A 17,141-nucleotide genomic window follows, 5' to 3' on the forward strand; every position below is an offset into this window, starting at 1 on the left:
TGATGCTTAACCTGACCTTTGACCTGCGCCAGCTCACTACCCGTGCGGCTTTTTATCAGCAGTTTGCTGAGCAGAGTGGCTGCCCGCCGGGTTTCGGACATAATCTTGATGCGTTATGGGACTGGCTGACGGGGGGGATGGCGCTGCCTGCTGTGGTGCGGTTAGCGCACTATGCTGAGCATCAGGCCGATTTAGCGCCGGTGCTGGCGCTGCTGGAAGAGGCGGCGCAGTCGCTGGAGGGCGAACTGCGCCTGATCGTGGATTAAGCCCGCAGCGGCTTCAGCAGCGCAATCAGCGCTTCGCGGGCCGCCAGCGGCAGGTCGCCGCCACCGGTGTAACCATTGTTTTCAATGATCACCTGATTCAGCCCGACCAGCCAGTCGTAGATGTAGTAGGCGGTGTGGTTGGCCGGTGCCGCAGAGAGTTTCGTCAGGCGCTGACCGGCACTGAAGCTGACGCTGGGTGCCGGAGGACGCGAGAAAATCACCTGACCCCGGTTAACCCGGCTGGCAGGCCGTTCGGTTTCAGGCCGCTGCAAAAAGCCGAGCCAGGCAACAAAATCCCCCAGCACCGTCATTGCACGCGTCACCTGACGATCGGCGCGAGACTCATGGCTGACACTCTGCGTATCCGGCTCATGCAGCGCCTGCTGGAGTTTTTGCGCGATGTCAGTGCGGAATCCGGCCGTAATCAGCTCTTCAACCAGCCACTCCATTGTCGGCTTGTCCACGTTCAGCAACGTCAGCAGACTGCGGTTCTCCGGCAGCTGGCGCAGATGATCCAGCCACAGCAGCAGCACCTGACGCGGATACTGCTGGGTGCTTTGCAGACTCTGACGCGGCTGCACCGGCGCTTCAGCCGGGCTTTCGCTGAACAGGTCAAATTCAAACCCGATACCAAACTGATTTTCCGGTGCCTGAATCGTGGCCGGTTTGCTGCCTGACAGGGCCGACTGATTGAGCCACAGCTGGCGCAGCGCTTCACGCGGCGGCTGCAGGCGCTCCAGCAGCTCGCCATGCAGGCCGGTGCGATGCTGCAGACACTTCAGCAACGTGTCGGCGATATTCTGTTTGCGTGCCGCCTGTTCCGGGCTGGCACCCGCTTCGGTCCAGGGTAGCAGACGTCGCTCCACCACGGTGTGCTGAATCTGCGCCAGCTGAGCCAGCAGCATGTCGCGGCGGGCTTCCGGCTGCATCTCATCCTGCAACCAGCTCGCCATGCGGTCGACACCCGCACGATCCAGGGCCAGCATCGATCCCCAGTGCTGACCCGGCTGCCCCATCTGACGCTGCACCGCTTCATCTACGTTGACCTGCTGATGGCGGGCATCGAAGGGGGTGATTGCCCAGATCAGGCGCGGTTTCTCTGCGGATTCCTGGGTGGGCTGATGACGCTGCCATTCGCGCAGCGTTTCGCTGGCGAGGTCCGCATCCTGACGCTGGCTGGCGGCGGTGCAGACCAGCAGCAGGTCAATCGCCTGCCGTGCGGCATAGAAGCCGGGCAGCAGAGCGCGTTTCTGTTCCAGCAGCAGCGCACGTAGGGGATCCTGCTGCTGCAGGCGCTGACGATCTTCCTGAACCGCCGAATCACTGGACTGGCCCGGCGCGGGCAGGTCCAGCATATCGGCATCATCATAAAGCGCGGTACGCGGTGTGGAACTCAGCGGTACCAGCACTTCCAGCGTCAGCAGCGCCAGTAATCCCAGCGGCACGTTCTGCGCTTTGCCGATGCGATTGCCGTTCATCGGACAGACTTCCACTGGCTGCTGCTGATCCTGCTCACTGGCCGGCACAATCAGCTGCTCGGCAGGCAGCAGTGACGCATCGGTCAGCAGACTCAGGGGCGCGAGCACCCGACTGCTGTTACGCAGCTGATGCCGCAGGTGCAGCAGGGTGCGCAGCATCTCATTCAGGGCGGGCTGAGCAGGCCACAGCAACGAAAAGAGCTGCACCCGATCATCAACGCTAAGCCAGGGTGCCAGCTCAACGGCCTGCGGCCAGAAATGGCGATCGAGCCGCGCATCGTGATGCGGACGGCGGCGGCACCAGGACCAGAGTGTTACCAGCGCATCACCTTCCAGACCGGCCAGCGGCGTGGCGAGACGATGACGCTGCAGACGCTGCAGTGTGCTGTCGATCTGCAGGGTGTCGGGCGTGGACGTTCTGGCACAGGCGACCATCAGTCGCACCAGCTCCGCTTCACTCAGCAGCGTCAGTTCAACCGGCCACTCGCCTGACAGCGGCTCGCGCTGGTGGCTGAATCGGGTGGCGGTAGCAAAATCGAGGTTGCCGGGATTGATATGCTGAAACCAGCTCAGCAGTTTATCGCCCATGCGGGTCACTAACTGACCCTGGGCATCGGCCACCATTTCGTTCAGCAGCCAGGCTTTGCCCGCCTGCGACTGACCAAACAGCGCCAGCGTCACCGGGCGCGCCACCTGCTGCGCCAGTGCCTGGGTCTGCACGCGTGCCTGACGCAGCTGCAGCGTCAGGGTTTCGGCTTCCAGCGCCAGACGCGGCGACTGCTCGCGGGTGGTCTCAACCCAGGCCAGGCTGTTATTCAGGGCGTCCTGCAACAGGGTAAGACGTTTTGCCAGCGTTTGGGGCTGGCGGGGTTTTAACGCTTTCATCGTTTACACACGCTCCCGCTGTCAATCCAGTATTGCGCATTGGCATTGCCGGATGCCGACAGGGTATTCAGCTTCAGACTTAACTGCTCAAGCGGCACGCGAGTGCCATCGTCCAGCCGCGCATCGCTCAGCACCAGACTTTCCGGGCCGGAGGCGTCGGGACCGGCTTTCACCGCCAGACGGATGCGCAGCACGCTCTCACCGGCGACTTTACGCGCCAGCGTGGCGTCGTTCAGCGTCAGGCTGTAGAGCGGCGAGGCGGGCCAGCGCTCATTATCCAGCTGACGGAAGCCAAGACAGACGTTGCCGCGAATACGGAAACTGCTTTTTTTATCCAGCGCATAGCCGGGATCGTCGAGATCAATTTCGCTATAGCAGAGGTTCTCGTCCGCCAGCGCCTGATTTTCATCGAGCATGCCCAGATAGCGAATCGTCGAATAGGGTTCAAAATCGCCTGCGCGGAACCAGAAACTGCTCAGACGCAGATCCAGCGCCAGCAGGCAGAGCATTGCGCCGACCGCCGCAGTGGATTTCGGGTTGTCGATGCGACCATGTTTGTTAAACGGATACCAGTCGCTGGTGTGATAGCCTTCCAGCGACAGAATACGGCTGCCCGGCAGCGGTTGCAGATGGCGCACCAGCGCCTGAATGCCGGGGAAGCGCGACGGACGACCGGTCAGCAGCAGCACGTCACACTGATAGAGCGAGACCACTTCACACATTGATCGCAGCGCCGGGATAATCGCCATGCGGTGCTGCATAAACTCACCATGCAGCTGCGACAGGCTCACCACCAGCGGCACCTGCAGCAGGTCAAAGCGGCTGTTGCCGCCCAGTTCACGCTGGATCTCGCCGTTAACAAACGCCAGCACTGCGTCACCCGGTGGTTGCCCGACCAGCTCGCCAAACAGCGCGTTGATCTCGGCGTGGCTCTCCAGCGGGTCCCAGTTCTCGTAGCGCTCCAGCACCGCCTGCGCCAGCGGAATAAACAGCTGTAAGGTAACCTGCTGACGCAGCGTTGCCTGACCGTCCATGCGGCTGTCGTGACCGAACAGCTTGTTCATCAGGGGTTCTGCCAGGGTCAGACCCGCTTTTTGCAGGTGCTGTTGCAGCGCCGGTAAAATCCACAGCTGAATTACATCCAGCAGGATATCGTCGCCCGCGACTTTAAAACCTTCACGGAACAGCAGACGCGGCGTGATTTTGACGTTGTTGCCCTGACCATCATCCAGACGATATTGCGTGATGGCGAGGTCAGTGGTGCCGCCGCCGATATCAATGGAGGCGATACGCAGGCTTTTGCCCGGCAGCTCGTCAGCCTCGCGCGGGCGATCCGGGCGGGCCATGCTGCTGAAAAAGTCCTCCGCGCGTCCGGCAAAGTTGACCTGGGTTTCATTGAACAGCCAGACCATCTGACCACAGGTGGCCTCATCCCACTCCATCTGCACATCCGGCAGCGGTTTTGGGTTCTGACGCGGCAAAGAAGGTGAAAGATCATCGTCTTCGGTCAGCCAGCCTTCGGCTTTCCAGACCAGCGCCAGCGCTTCCTGCATCCGGCGGCGGAAAATCTCACGCTCCGGCTTCGGCATCGCCGACGGCAGCGTCAGGATCACATGGCGCAGCTGACGCGGCGCGTGGCTCTGCGGCATCCGCTGACGCTGTGCGGCACTGTTCATCTGCATCAGCGCCTGCGCCAGCAGCTCACACAGCATAAATGTCATCAGCGAACTGCGGCTGTAGTGCGGTGAAAAAACCGGCAGGCGATCGTCCGGAGCCAGCGAAGAGAGCGGCTGGCCTTCGTCGTTCAGCAGGGTGGTAAAGGGCGCGGCATAGGCCAGCGGTTCAGCCTGATCGCCCGGCGTGTTAAAACGCCAGCCTGGCTGATAACGTGCTTCATCCCACAGGTAACGGCGCGGACTGGAAAGGCCGGTGCTGCCTTCCAGCCCCACACGCTGCAGAGCCAGACGGCTCGCTTCGCGTCCGACGCGTGTCAGAGAGGGCCACATAAAGGCCTGCTCACGGCCGCTTTCCAGCGAGAAGTTCGCTTTGCCAAAGCGGGTTTCGGCAAACTCCAGACGGCTGTCAAACAGCTCGTTGTAAACCTGATGCGGCTGGGAGAGATCGCGCAACTGAAGCTCATAGGTCTGCTTCAGCCCGTTGCTCTCTTCCGGGTGATCTTCTACCAGAATGCCGCAGGTATGGGAGTTGCCGACATCCAGGATGATATCGACGTTGACCGCCGGGGTCTGCAGCGTGGCGGCCTGGATGTGGATGTCGCTGAGGTCCAGCTGTTCGCCCAGCAGCTCCAGCAGATTAAGGTAGTGCGCCTGATACTCAAACTCGCGCAGCGCCTGATTAATAGCCTGTTCGCGGCGATCGGAAACGCGGTCGGTAAAGGATTCGCGCAGCCAGCCGTCAACCCAGGTCAGGTCAAGGAAATCCCCCAGCTCATAGTTGTGCCAGGCGAGTGCAAAGGTCACGCCGTTCTGTGCATCAGCGGGGCTCAGGCCGAGCTGTTCGCCGCCATCCTGTTCCGCCACGCAGCGGGTATCAAACGCCAGCGTGACGCGATGGGTATTGCCTGCCGCATCGGGCGCGGGCAGGGCAACCAGCCGCATCCGTGCCCAGTTTTCAGGGCCGCCGATAAAACGACGGCCGCTGGCGCAGCGCAGCATCGGCAGCGGCAGCCAGCAGGCTGACAGCAGAGTGAGTGAGTCGGCCAGCGCGATATCCGATTCCGGTCGCAACACTTCCGCCGCGCCGCCATCTTCCGGGAAGAGCATGAATTTGCCGCTGTTGCCGTCGACATTCAGGCGCAGCAGGGGACCGTTAGCGGTCTGGCGCACAAACTGACGGCGCGCCTGAGTGGCTGAGAGCTGCAGGCCGAAATCCAGAAACTGCACGCCGCTGTTTTCAATCAGCGAAATTTTTTGTTTGTCATCGATCAGGGGAGCCAGCATCGTTATTTACTCTCACGCTTAATCGTCATCGGGAAAACCCGGTCTTCAGCATACTGCGCTTCACATACGGCGGCACCGATACTCGCGTGGCAGACCAGCAGCGGCATACGGTAGCGCGAATTATTCTGGCACTTCGCCGTGTAGCGGCTTTCAATGACCAGATTCCCGGCACTGGTCATGGCGGCGCTGACATCGGCTTTACAGCTGGTATTCCCCTGCGTGACCTGCACGCTGCCTTTGCCATTTTTGAACTGGAAGCGCATCACAGGTGGCTTACCGGTTGGCGTTGGCATCTGGTCAACAGTGACACGCCAGCGGCCATCAATCACCTGTACCTGACCTTCGCGCACGGCGTCCGGCGTCACTATCAGGTCATCGGCTTTGGCTGGCACTGTCGGTGTCACCACAGTGGCAAGGGTAGCAGATGAGGCAGCCGGTGCGGCGTCAGGGGTGGCGACGCTGGCCGGTTTCTGCGGCAGCGAAGCGGATTGATTCTCCGCCGTGGCCGTTTCAGCAGGAGGCGCAACAGCAGGCGTCGCAGTAGCAGTGGGTGTGGCTGCAACCGGCGTCTGAGGCTGAGTGGCGGTCGGGGTGGAAACCGCAGCGGGAGCGGAAACAGCAGCAGGTGCAGCAACCGGCTTCGTGGAGGCCACCGGTGTGGCAACAGGCGTCGGACGATGCAGCATCACGGTCACCATCACCGCAGCGGCAATCGCCACTGGCGGTAATAAATACCAGACGCGGAAACGGCGGCGGGCCGCCACCGGGGTAACCGGCTGTGGTTCAACGGGTTCCGCAACCGGCAGAGGAGCCGCGTCGGGTTCAGCTTCAGGTTCGGCAACGATCACCGGTGCGGCGACCGCAGGCGCGGCAGGCAGTTCAGGCAGCGGTTCAACCAGCGTGTCCGGCAGATTTTCTTCCAGCGTGTCACGCAGACAGGCCAGCGCATCATCGCGGCTGCGCGCCTGAGCATCGACAAAACCCCAGAAGGTAATGACCGGCTTGCCATCAACCAGATAGACATATTGCTGATCGGGGAATTGCAGGGTTTTGCTGAGTAGCGCACCAAACAGCCGCATCGACGGATTCTCTGCCGCGCGCGCGCGCGTACTGAGATCCTGCATATCCTGCTGGCAGGCGGTGAGCTGTTGCAGCGCCGCCCGACGCTCATGATCGCTCGCGCCCAGCCAGGATTTCACCCGACCGCTAAACGGGGCATACCAGTCGAGGCGATCGCCCCGTTCATTGGCCTGAGGAATGGCCAGGCAATCTGCCAGTGCGCTCTGACGGCGCAGGCGCAGGGTTTCACGAATTTGCAGTGCTGAGGCGTAGACCGGCTGGCCATTTTCACCTAACGCCAGAACTGCATCTAAATTACCGCTGCGCAGAAAAGTTTTTGCCACCTGTTGGGCCCTTATCGGTCGTTGTCTGAGGCAGAAAATCGCGTGTTATCGACGATTAGGTTGATCTTACGCGGGGCAATGACAAATCAAACGGCAGAAAAGGAGGTAAATCCAGTGTTTTTTTCACCGGCGGGCGGAAAAATAACCGATATTTCAGCGGGTATCACGCCATCAGGCGTTTTTATGCACCAGCAGCAGGTGAGCGATAACCCCGCCCGCCAGTCCCCAGAAGGCCGCACCCATACCCAGTAACGACACGCCCGAGGCGGTGATCAAAAAAGTGATTAACGCGCTGTCGCGTTCAGCGGGTACATCCAGTGCGCGATGCAGGCTGCCCCCCAGCGTAGCCAGCAGCGCCAGACCCGCCAGCGCCTCAATCAGCACCGCAGGCAGTGCGCTGAACAGCACGGCGATCAGCGCACCGGACGCGCCCGCCAGCAGATAGAACAGCCCGGCTACCACCGACGCACGCCAGCGTTGCTGAGGACTGGCGTCGACCTCATCGCTCATGCAGATGGCCGCCGTAATTGCTGCCACACAGACTGAGAATCCACCCAATGGCGACAGCAGCAGCGCCGTTATGCCGGTCCAGCTCATCAGAGCAGAGACCGGTGGCCGGTAACCGTGTGCCTGCAGCGTCGCGATGCCGGGGGCATTCTGCGACGCCATTGTCACCAGGAAGTAGGGTATGCCAATCCCCAGCAGCGTGGTCAGGGTGAAGTGCGGCATCACGGGTTCCGGCAGTGCCAGCCTGATCGACTGCGGCGGAAAGTGGATGAGATCCTGGGCCAGCGCAACCGCAATACCCACCAGCAGGGTCACCAGAATGGCATAGCGTGCCAGCCAGCGACGGGCCAGCAGCCAGGCGAGGCACATGCTGCCACAAAGCACAAAGTTGCTTTGCAAATCGGCGAAGGTCTGCAGCCCGAAGCGTAGCAGAATACCCGCCAGCATTGCCGCTGCCAGCGAGGCGGGAATATGGTTCATCAGCCGGGCAAACAGGCCGGTGACGCCGCAGACAACAATCAGCAGGTTAGCGAAAACAAAGACGCCCACCGCCTCGTTCAGCGAAATGCCGTGAAAACTGGTCGTCAGCAGCGCGGCACCGGGTGTGGACCAGGCGGCCAGCACCGGCATGCGGTAGCGCAGTGACAGCGCAATTGAGGCGATCCCCTGCGCGATGCCCAGCACCGACAGCCAGCCACCGATTTGTGCTGGCGAGGCACCGGCCGCCTGAAACATCTGATAGATAATCGCGCCGCTGCTACTGTAACCCACCAGTACGGCAACAAAACCGGAGATCAGCATCGGCAGGGTAAAACGGGGGTGTTCCGCTCTCGTCATGGGCAGGCTCATTATCAGGTGTGCGTTATAGCGCACATGGTTACATAGTGCGCTATAACGCACAAGTGTTACACTGCTGGCATAACGTCATTCCTCTGATGACGAGTATTCAGGAGAAAAAATGGCAGATTTTCAGCAACACCTGAGCGGCGCGCTCAGACAGTTGCGTCAGGCCAATGGCTGGAGTCTGACGCTGACGGCGGAGCGAACCGGCGTCAGTAAAGCGATGCTGGGGCAGATTGAGCGGGGTGAATCGAGCCCAACGGTGGCAACGCTGTGGAAGATTGCCACCGGCTTCAACGTTCCCTTTTCCTTTTTTATCGACGGCACCGCGCTGCCGTCCGGCACCCCATCGCGATTCAGTCAGCCCGATTTTGATATGTCGGTGCGCTCTATACTGCCTTACGATCCGCAACTGCGCGTTGATTTGCTGGCGGTGGAGCTGGCACCGGGTGCGCAGAGTCATTCAACACCCCATGAAGCGGGCTGCGTGGAGCAGGTGGTCGTTATTGAAGGCGAACTGCTGCTGGGCGTCGCTGATCGCTGGCGACGTCTGCTCACCGGCGAGGCGTTTCAGTTCCGTGCCGACGTGCCGCACAGCTACCGGAACCCGCTCAGCACGCCGCTGCGCTTTCACAGCCTGATTCACTACCTGCAGCGGCCGGGCGTTACAAATTGATACCGCAGCAAACTACACAGTTTACCTTCGTATCTTTATACTTTCGCTTATCAATGGAGACGGGAAATGAGCGATCTGACTGAATCGGCTGCCACGCTGCGGATGCTGGTGGGCAAGCTGGGCCGCCGTTTGCGCGAGTCGGCACCCCCTGGTGAACTCACCTGGTCACAGGTTGCGGTGCTGGGGCATCTGGTACGGGATGGGGCGATGACGGTGACGCAGCTGGCCGCCGCCGAGGGTGTACGCACCCAGTCAATGGGCACGACCGTCGCCGGATTAGTGGCGGCAGAACTTATCTCGGGTGAGCCCGATCCCCATGACGGCCGTAAAACCCGCTATCTGCCGACCGCGTCGAGCCTGGCGGTGATTACGTCGAGTCGTGCAATGCGCGATGACTGGCTGGTGCGGACGCTGGACGCACGGCTCAGCCCGGCAGAACAGCAGCAGCTGACCGACGTTCTCCCTCTGCTGCAACGACTTACTGACGATTAAATCTGAGGATTCAACATGGCTGTAACCACACTCGATCCAAAAACTGCGCTGATTGTTATTGACCTGCAACATGGCATCGTAGCGCTGCCGCTGGTCCACGAGCCGCAGCCGGTGATCGAACGCTGTGCCGGTCTGGCTGAAGCATTTCGCGCACAGGATCTGCCGGTGGTGCTGGTGAACGTTGCCGGTGGGGCACCTGGCCGCAACGAGCAGGTGCGTCACAGCGGTGACCTGCCTGCCGACTGGGCCACGCTGGTGCCGGCAATGACGCCGCAGCAGAATGACCTGACGATCACCAAGAAAACCTGGGGCGCGTTTCATGCCACGGCGCTGCATGAACAACTGCAACAGCGCGGCATCACTCAGGTGGTGATTTGCGGGATTGCGACCAGCATCGGGGTGGAGTCTACCGCACGTCAGGCGTATGAGCTGGGTTACAACGTCACGTTAGCGACCGATGCGATGACCGATCTCAACAGCGATACCCATAACAACAGCATCACGCTCATCTTCCCGCGCCTGGGTGAAACCGGCCGCTGTGAAGATATTGTGGCGCTGCTGAAATCGCGTGCCTGATTAGCGTGTAACGGTACGATGCGGGCCACCGCAATGGTGGCCCGGATGGTTTTAGCGGAAGGCGTAACCCAGCGTCACACCGACGCTGTAATTACGGCCCGGTGCCGATTCGAAGTATTGACGGTGCTGAACCGCACGCCTGCGTCCAGCGACAATTTATCGGTGAGCTGCCAGTTGGTCTGCACATAAGGATCGAGCGTCCACATCAGGTTGCGCTCGTTGCGGCGCAGATTGCCCTGTTCGCCCGGCTGCGTCACGCCGTTGCTGACGGTGTAGTTTTCATAGCCCCTGCGGCGCTCGGTCATGGTTTCGTAGTCGAGGCCACCAGTCACCGCCACCGGAATTGACAGCAGCGTGTCGCGATGGGTCCAGCGCGTATCGACGCCCTGATAGTGGCGGGTGAGGTCAATCACGCCTCCCGGATGAGAGGGATTACGCTGAACGGCGGCGGGAATGGACTGGAACTGCGTGGTTTCGCGCACTTCTGCATAGAGCATTACGCTGAGGTCATCGCTTTGACTCATCTGGCGCTGATAACGCAGGCCGCCCTGGGTCTGATCCACCGTTTTACGGGTGTTGTAGAGCGTAACGTTGCTGACCACCTGGCGCGGATTGTCACGCCACTGCGCCACGGTTAAGCCGCCGGGATCCTGAGCGTCGATGTGCACGCTGTTAAACAGCAGCGTCAGGGTGCTGACATCATCGATACGCACGCCAAGCCGGGCGTTGCCGAGGTTCTTCTGCGCAGAACTGTGATCGCGATAGCCGTGGGTGGTAAAGCGGGAGGCGGAGACGGTGTAGTTCACATCCCCGGCGTGCGTGCCATCACCGGTCGCGCCAAGCTCAAATCTATCGTTCAGCAGACAATAATGGACAGGCTGAAAAAGGAAATTTCACCGGGTGGCATTCTCTGTAGCGGTCGGAGCTGACTATGTCGACAGATACATTTACCTGGGCAACGCGCATTCAGGCAAGTGAGCAGCTCAGCGTTTCCACCATTCAGGCGCAGTACGGTGATGGTTACAAACAGGTGGCCGGGAAAGGGATCAACGATGCCGCTGAGAGCTGGTCACTGAGCGGTAACGGTCAGGTGGACGTTATGGCTTCTGTGCGTTCCTGAAAACCCACGTCGCCACCTCATTCTGGTGGACGAAACCCTGGGGCGAAAAAAAACTTTACGCGTGAAAGCCGATTCGATTAATCCGAAGTTCATTAACGACGGGTTTATCGAGATCAGCTTTACCTTCGAAGAGGCCTTTGCGCCATAGGTAGAGGAGTATCATAAAAGATCGATTTGATAAACTCTAAACCAATTTTATCAACTAGCCCGCTCAATGGCGGGTTTCTAGCTTTCTTTTGCATCGGATCCCCATTAGCATTCATCACACTTTTACTAATGGGGATAGGGATGTGAAAACGCTAATTTTTCTATTAAGTCTTATTTTACTTTCTGGGTGTGTTTCTGGTGAGCAGCGTAAATCGCAACAAGATCAGATGAACAAAACAGTTCCTGTATGTGCTTCACAAAAACAATGCGATGCGGCATGGTCTGCTGCGAGGCAGTGGGTTACACAAAACTGCGGAATGAAAATACAGAATTATAGCGCTGACTACATTGAAACTTATAATTCTTTACCGAATAGTGCATCTACAGCTTGTCAGGTAGCTAAAAACCCGCAACCAAATGGATTCAGCACCCTGAACATAACTGTAAGTTGCGCCAATATGTTTGGCTGTGTACCTAATCAGGTCGATTCCGTTTTAGCTTTCAATAAGTTTGTAGGGGATTATGTCTCAAGATTTTCCCCGATAAAAATCGGTGCTGTAATGGGTATGTCAGACAGAAGCGGGAAAATTGTTGAAAACAGTTCTTACTCATCAGGTATGGTCATTAAAGAAATCACACCAAATGGCATTGCTGATAAATCAGGCCTTCGCGTAGGAGATATTATTTCTTCGATGGGTGGTCAAAAAATTAGAAATCACAATGATATGACAACGTTGCTGGAAAAGTATGCATCGGGCGATAAGGCAGATTTAACGATAATCAGGTCTAATTCCGAAATGACGACTTCTCTCAACTTTTAGAGAAAGTAATACTCCTCAAGCCCGCTTCGGCGGGTTTTTTTATGGGTCAAATATGTGCTTCAACCAGGACATTCAAACGGTGGAGCTGGGGAGTCTGGTCCAGCTGATTGAGATTGACGGTACAGCCTTCGGGCTGGATACCGTGCAGCGCTTCCATGCGTATAACCTGCCATCCATCATCTGGCAGGGCAATGAGTACGATCCGCACCCGTATGAGCTGACCGGCATGGAAATGAGCAGCACCGGTTCACTGCCGACGCCAAAGCTTTTTGTCGGCAACGTGGGCAACTATGTAACCGCGCTCTGCCTAAATTTTGACGACATGGGTAAGGCTTCGGGGTGCAGCAGTACACCGTTTCACGCTGGATTTTTTCTCTGTTTACCGCCAGGCTGGAATCCATCTTTTCAGTGATAAATCATCCGATGCAGTCGGATGCAGACAGATAAACCAGAGGAGTCAGCATGAAACAACCTGAAGTGGCAGTTCTGGGATTAGGCGCAATGGGGCACGCATTTGCCGCCAACCTGCTGAAAAAAGGTTTTCACGTACACGGCTGGAACCGTACCCGCGCACGCGGTGAGGACCTGCTGGCGGCCGGATTGCAGCTGGCAGACTCGCCGGAAGAGGCAGTACGTGAGGCGGATGTGGTGATCGCCATGCTCGCCGATGGTGATACCACTGAGCAGGTGCTGCATCAGGCTAAAGCGGCGTTTAAGCAGGGTGCGACGCTATGCCAGATGGGCACCATCGGCGTGGAAAAAACCGACGCGCTGATCGCCTTTTTCGCAGCGGAACGACCGGATCTGCTGTTCATTGACGCGCCGGTTTCCGGCACCAAAGCACCCGCAGAAAACGCACAGATTCTGGTACTGGCCAGCGGCGATCAGCGCCGTGCCCAGGCAGCTGAAGCGGTGTTTGCCGCCATCAGCAAAGGCACAAAGTGGCTGGGTGAGGCGGGCAAAAGCAGCCGGATGAAGCTGGTCATCAACAGCTGGCTCATTGGTATGATGCAAAGCCTGGCAGAGAGCACCCGGCTGGCAGAAGAGTTCGGCTTTTCCACCGACGATCTCTGGCAGGTGCTGGAGGGCGGTCCGCTGGCCGCGCCATATGCGAAGATGAAGCTCGGGATGATCGCCAGCGACGACTACACGCCGCAGATGCATCTGATCTGGGCGCTGAAAGATGCCCGCCTGGCGCTGGAGGCGTCAGAGACGCCACTGCCAGCGCTGGAAAACATTGCACAACTCTGGCAGCAGGCGGTGGACGCCGGACACGGTGAAGAGGATCTGGCGGTGATCTACCGCTACCTGAAGGCGCAATGAGTCAGCAGCCCGTTGACTTCAGCACGCGTCCGCTGGTGCCGCTGGCGCACGATTATCTGCACGGTGCCAGCGAACCCTGGCATCATCACACCTGCGCCCAGCTTATTCACACACTGAGCGGCGTGGTGCGGGTGGAAACGGAGTATGGCAGCTGGGTTGTGCCGCCGAGTCGCGGCGTCTGGCTGCCCGCGTTTACCCGCCATGCGCTACAGATTACCGGCAGCGTAGCGGCGCGCACGCTGTTTATCGATCCGCTGGCGCGTGCCGATCTGCCCGCCAGTTGCCAGGTGGTACAGATCTCCCCGCTGCTGCGCGAGCTGATTGTTGCGGCGCTGAGCCTGCCAGCGCGTTACAGCGCTGGCAGCCGGGCTGAGCGCGTGATAGAGCTGATTCTGGATGAGATTCGCGGCATGGATGTGCTGCCTTTTGCGCTGCCAACGCCAGACAATCCCCGGCTAAAGGCGCTGTGCGAGCAGATTCAGCAGACGCCCGGCGAAAGCTGGACGCTGCAGCGTGCCAGTGCCCGGCTCAATGTGTCGGGACGCACGCTGGCCCGCCATTTTATGCGTGAAACCGGCCTGCAGTTCAGCGACTGGGTGCGGCGCGCCCGCCTGGCTATCGCCCTGACGCGACTGGCGCAGGGCGACTCCGTGCTGCGGGTGGCGCTGGAGCTGGGCTATGAAAGCCCCAGCGCGTTCAGTGCGATGTTTCGTCGCCTGCTGGGCGTTTCGCCAACGGATTACTTTCCGCCTGCAGAAACTGGCCTGCCGCGCTGAGCAGCGCCTGCAACGCGGCACGCGCTGTGTCACTGTCGATGCTCACTCCCCAGGCCCGCACCCCCCTGGCATCCACGCAGCAGATATAGGCTACCGAGCGGCTGTCACTGCGTCGTCCCAGAGTATGCTCGTGATAGTCCTCAATGGTCAGATGCAGGTCAAATGCGCTGCGCAGGGCGCTGACCGCCGCCGACAGCCAGCCGTTACCGCTGCCGCGCAGTGTCAGCGAACGGTCCTGGACGACTACGCTGGCGCTGATCTGTGTCTGCCCGCCGCTGTCACTCTGGCTGTCCGCCTGCTGTAACGCCACCCCGGGCTGCGTCACCCCATACTGGCGGCAAAAAAGCTGCCATAGCGCGTGGTGGGTCATCTCGCCGCCGTGCCGGTCGGTCTCCTGCTGAACACAGCGGCTGAAATCCTGCTGTAACGCACGCGGCATGTGCAAGCCGTGGTTCTGCTCCAGCAGCCAGGCGGCACCGCTTTTTCCCGACTGACTGTTCACGCGGATCACCGCTTCATAGCTACAGCCAATGTCAGCCGGGTCCAGTGGCAGGTAGGGCATCTGCCACAGCGTTTCCTGCTGTCGGGCACGGAGGGCGAATCCTTTTTTAATCGCATCCTGATGAGAACCGGAAAAGGCGGTGAAGATCAGTTCGCCCGCGTAGGGATGGCGTGGATGAACCGGCAGCTGGTTGCAGCGGGTTACGACCTCAACCACCTCATGCATCTGGCTGAAATCGAGCTGGGGGGAAACGCCCTGGGTATAAAGATTCAGCGCCAGCGTCACCAGGTCCACATTGCCGGTGCGTTCGCCATTGCCAAACAGGCAACCCTCGACCCGGTCGGCACCCGCCAGCAGGGCCAGTTCTGCGCAGGCGACACCGGTGCCGCGGTCGTTGTGCGGATGCACGCTGATGCAGACAGCGTCACGACGGCTGAAGTGGCGGCAGAAATACTCAATCTGATCGGCATAAACATTGGGGGTGTTTACCTCTACCGTGGCGGGCAGGTTAATGATCATGGGGCGCTTAGCGTCAGGTTGCCAGACATCCGCCACCGCCTCGCAAATTTCCAGTACAAATTCCGGCTCGGTAAAACAGAAGGTCTCGGGCGAATATTCAAACGTCCAGTGGGTCTCCGGCTGTGCTTCACACCCGGCGCGGATCTGCCGTGCGCCCGCTGTCGCCAGCGCCACAATTTCCGCTTTGCTCTGTTTAAACACCCGCTCGCGAAACAGCGGTGCGGTGGCGTTGTAGAGATGCACGATGGCGCGTAGCGCACCCTGCAGCGCCAAAAAGGTGCGGGCAATCAGATCGTCACGCGCCTGAGTCAGCACCTGTATCGTTACCTCATCCGGGATGCGCTGCTGCTCAATCAGGTCGCGGACGAAATCAAAATCTGTCTGCGACGCCGAGGGAAAGGCGACCTCAATCTCGCGGAACCCGCAGCGCAGCAGCAGATCCCAGAATGCCATTTTCCGCTCCCGATCCATCGGTTCTGCCAGCGCCTGATTGCCGTCACGCAAGTCAGTGGAGAGCCAGCGCGGGGCCTGCGTCAGCTGGCGCGAAGGCCACTGGCGGTCGGGCAGCGTCAGCAGCGGGGAGGGGCGATATTTTTCAGCGGGCCGGGTCAGCATAGGATTCTCCTGTGGTTTTTTTACCAGTCTGCCGAGCCGTCTCCGGCTCCGCGCACGCAGGCGTGACAACCTGACGCGCAAAAGTGACAACACCCTGCGTGCGGACCGGTTTGATGAATTCGCCGGGCGGGGTTAGCATGGTCGCCTGTTTTTTTGGGTAAACGCGTATGCTGATTTTTGACGGACACAACGATCTGTTGCTTAACCTCTGGCTGCATCATCGCAATGCGCCCGCGCAGGCGTTTTATCAGGGTATCGAAGCGGGTCATCTCGACTATCCGCGCATTCAGCAGGGCAAAATGGGCGGTGGGCTGTTTGCGATCTTTGTGCCGCCGCAGGCGTATATCGCCCGCACCGTTCCGGTACGCGCCGCGGAGCCGTATGAGCCGCTGCAAATCATGTGGCAACAGCTCGACATCCTGAAGCAGCTGGCTGATGCGTCAGATGGGCGGGCGCGCCTCTGCCTGAGCAGTCGTGAGATTGCCGCCTGCTGCGCTGAAGGCGTGCTGGCGATGGTGGCGCACATCGAAGGTGCCGATGCGCTGGATGAGGAGGGCGAACAGCTGCACGCCTTCTGGCAGGCGGGGGTGCGCAGCATCGGGCCATTCTGGAATTTGCCCAGTCGCTTTGGTGAAGGCGTCAGCGGCAGCTTTCCCGGCTCGCCCGATACCGGACCGGGCCTGAGCGCCGCCGGTGAAAAGCTGATTCAGCAGGCGGGTGAGCTGAAGATGATGATCGACGTGTCACACATGAATGCTAAAGCCTTCTGGGACACCGCCCGGCTCTCATCAGCGCCGCTGGTGGCCAGTCATTCCAACGCGCACGCTCTCTGTCCGCAGCCGCGCAATCTTACCGATGACCAGCTGCTGGCAATCCGCGACAGCGGCGGTCTTGTCGGTATTAATTTCGGCAATGCCTTTCTGCGCGCCGACGGAAAACGCGATGCTGACACGCCATTGACAGAAATTGTTAAGCATTGTGATCACCTGCTGGAGATAATGGGCAGTGACCACGTGGCCTTTGGCTCTGATTTCGACGGGATTACCCCGCCGGCAGCGCTGGGTGATGTCAGCGGAATGCCGCGATTGCTCGCCGCTTTTCAGGAAGCGGGCTATGATCAGAGACTGGCAGAGAAGCTGGCATGGGGAAACTGGCAGCGGGTTTTACATCTGACCGGACTGTGATAACAATTTCCTTACGTTCCGGACTTGATCCCGACGCGCCATTGGCGCAAC

13 protein-coding genes and 3 pseudogenes are annotated in these 17,141 nt (G+C 59.7%); 10 read left to right on the forward strand and 6 right to left on the reverse strand.

From position 1 onward, the window contains the following. The first annotated feature begins 2 nt into the window (after positions 1-2). On the forward strand, positions 3-266 hold the full coding sequence (locus N5J69_RS00940) for a barstar family protein (RefSeq protein ID WP_279768087.1): 264 nt from the start codon (positions 3-5) through the stop codon (positions 264-266). Here the strand turns inward: N5J69_RS00940 and N5J69_RS00945 are convergent. From N5J69_RS00945 to N5J69_RS00960, 4 genes are all read right to left on the reverse strand, one after another. After that, complete coding sequence (locus N5J69_RS00945; RefSeq protein WP_279767470.1) at positions 263-2,629, reverse strand: virulence factor SrfC family protein; 2,367 nt, start codon at positions 2,627-2,629, stop codon at positions 263-265. The genes N5J69_RS00940 and N5J69_RS00945 overlap by 4 nt on opposite strands. Next, positions 2,626-5,589: a virulence factor SrfB gene (locus N5J69_RS00950; RefSeq protein WP_279767472.1), complete on the reverse strand. Its 2,964-nt coding sequence runs from the start codon at positions 5,587-5,589 to the stop codon at positions 2,626-2,628. The genes N5J69_RS00945 and N5J69_RS00950 overlap by 4 nt, the downstream gene beginning before the upstream one ends. Before the next feature lie 2 nt (positions 5,590-5,591). Continuing rightward, complete coding sequence (locus tag N5J69_RS00955; protein ID WP_279767474.1) at positions 5,592-6,992, reverse strand: SrfA family protein; 1,401 nt, start codon at positions 6,990-6,992, stop codon at positions 5,592-5,594. Positions 6,993-7,163: 171 nt separating this feature from the next. Further along, positions 7,164-8,336: a benzoate/H(+) symporter BenE family transporter gene (locus N5J69_RS00960; RefSeq protein WP_279767475.1), complete on the reverse strand. Its 1,173-nt coding sequence runs from the start codon at positions 8,334-8,336 to the stop codon at positions 7,164-7,166. Positions 8,337-8,457: 121 nt separating this feature from the next. On the opposite strand from N5J69_RS00960, the gene N5J69_RS00965 reads away from it, so the two are divergent. From N5J69_RS00965 to N5J69_RS00975, 3 genes are all read left to right on the forward strand, one after another. Next, the gene (locus tag N5J69_RS00965; protein WP_279767477.1) at positions 8,458-9,015 is read left to right on the forward strand and encodes a helix-turn-helix domain-containing protein; all 558 of its coding nucleotides are present in this window, start codon (positions 8,458-8,460) and stop codon (positions 9,013-9,015) included. Between the two features lie 66 nt (positions 9,016-9,081). Further along, positions 9,082-9,507 (forward strand): MarR family transcriptional regulator, encoded by a 426-nt coding sequence (locus N5J69_RS00970; RefSeq protein WP_279767479.1) that lies wholly within the window; start codon positions 9,082-9,084, stop codon positions 9,505-9,507. A gap of 15 nt (positions 9,508-9,522) precedes the next feature. Further along, the gene (locus tag N5J69_RS00975) at positions 9,523-10,083 is read left to right on the forward strand and encodes an isochorismatase family protein (protein ID WP_279767482.1); all 561 of its coding nucleotides are present in this window, start codon (positions 9,523-9,525) and stop codon (positions 10,081-10,083) included. A 116-nt stretch (positions 10,084-10,199) separates the two neighbouring features. Here N5J69_RS00975 and N5J69_RS00980 read toward each other — a convergent pair. Further along, a pseudogene (locus N5J69_RS00980) lies at positions 10,200-10,922 on the reverse strand (TonB-dependent receptor); the annotation flags it as partial. A gap of 92 nt (positions 10,923-11,014) precedes the next feature. Here N5J69_RS00980 and N5J69_RS00985 point away from each other — a divergent pair. The 5 genes and pseudogenes from N5J69_RS00985 to N5J69_RS01005 all read left to right on the forward strand — a co-directional run bounded on the left by N5J69_RS00985 (position 11,015) and on the right by N5J69_RS01005 (position 14,270). Beyond that, a pseudogene (locus N5J69_RS00985) lies at positions 11,015-11,351 on the forward strand (phage tail protein). 142 nt (positions 11,352-11,493) lie between these two features. Continuing rightward, on the forward strand, positions 11,494-12,171 hold the full coding sequence (locus tag N5J69_RS00990; protein ID WP_279767483.1) for a PDZ domain-containing protein: 678 nt from the start codon (positions 11,494-11,496) through the stop codon (positions 12,169-12,171). A 52-nt stretch (positions 12,172-12,223) separates the two neighbouring features. Continuing rightward, a pseudogene (locus N5J69_RS00995) lies at positions 12,224-12,505 on the forward strand (phage minor tail protein L); the annotation flags it as partial. Between the two features lie 128 nt (positions 12,506-12,633). Continuing rightward, entirely contained in the window at positions 12,634-13,494 is an 861-nt protein-coding gene (locus tag N5J69_RS01000; RefSeq protein ID WP_279767486.1) for an NAD(P)-dependent oxidoreductase, read from the forward strand. Further along, entirely contained in the window at positions 13,491-14,270 is a 780-nt protein-coding gene (locus tag N5J69_RS01005; RefSeq protein WP_279767487.1) for a helix-turn-helix transcriptional regulator, read from the forward strand. Before N5J69_RS01000 ends, N5J69_RS01005 begins: the two co-directional genes overlap by 4 nt. Here N5J69_RS01005 and leuA read toward each other — a convergent pair. Then, positions 14,191-15,906: a 2-isopropylmalate synthase gene (gene leuA, locus N5J69_RS01010; protein WP_279767488.1), complete on the reverse strand. Its 1,716-nt coding sequence runs from the start codon at positions 15,904-15,906 to the stop codon at positions 14,191-14,193. The two genes, N5J69_RS01005 and leuA, sit on opposite strands and share 80 nt — an antisense overlap. 167 nt (positions 15,907-16,073) lie before the next feature. Between leuA and N5J69_RS01015 the strand changes: the two genes are divergently transcribed. Beyond that, positions 16,074-17,090 carry a dipeptidase gene (locus N5J69_RS01015; RefSeq protein WP_279767489.1) on the forward strand — a complete coding sequence of 339 codons (1,017 nt, stop codon included), beginning with the start codon at positions 16,074-16,076 and terminating at the stop codon, positions 17,088-17,090. The last annotated feature ends 51 nt before the right edge of the window (positions 17,091-17,141 follow it).

Source organism: Pantoea sp. GD03673 (assembly GCF_029844725.1).
Classification (GTDB): domain Bacteria; phylum Pseudomonadota; class Gammaproteobacteria; order Enterobacterales; family Enterobacteriaceae; genus Pantoea.

Coding starts and splice junctions, on each gene's coding strand:
- leuA (WP_279767488.1), bottom strand. CDS start 15,906: ATGCTGACCCGGCCCGCTGAAAAATATCGCCCCTCCCCGCTGCTGACG.
- N5J69_RS00970 (WP_279767479.1), top strand. CDS start 9,082: ATGAGCGATCTGACTGAATCGGCTGCCACGCTGCGGATGCTGGTGGGC.
- N5J69_RS00950 (WP_279767472.1), bottom strand. CDS start 5,589: ATGCTGGCTCCCCTGATCGATGACAAACAAAAAATTTCGCTGATTGAA.
- N5J69_RS01000 (WP_279767486.1), top strand. CDS start 12,634: ATGAAACAACCTGAAGTGGCAGTTCTGGGATTAGGCGCAATGGGGCAC.
- N5J69_RS01005 (WP_279767487.1), top strand. CDS start 13,491: ATGAGTCAGCAGCCCGTTGACTTCAGCACGCGTCCGCTGGTGCCGCTG.
- N5J69_RS00975 (WP_279767482.1), top strand. CDS start 9,523: ATGGCTGTAACCACACTCGATCCAAAAACTGCGCTGATTGTTATTGAC.
- N5J69_RS00940 (WP_279768087.1), top strand. CDS start 3: ATGCTTAACCTGACCTTTGACCTGCGCCAGCTCACTACCCGTGCGGCT.
- N5J69_RS00960 (WP_279767475.1), bottom strand. CDS start 8,336: ATGACGAGAGCGGAACACCCCCGTTTTACCCTGCCGATGCTGATCTCC.
- N5J69_RS01015 (WP_279767489.1), top strand. CDS start 16,074: ATGCTGATTTTTGACGGACACAACGATCTGTTGCTTAACCTCTGGCTG.
- N5J69_RS00965 (WP_279767477.1), top strand. CDS start 8,458: ATGGCAGATTTTCAGCAACACCTGAGCGGCGCGCTCAGACAGTTGCGT.
- N5J69_RS00945 (WP_279767470.1), bottom strand. CDS start 2,629: ATGAAAGCGTTAAAACCCCGCCAGCCCCAAACGCTGGCAAAACGTCTT.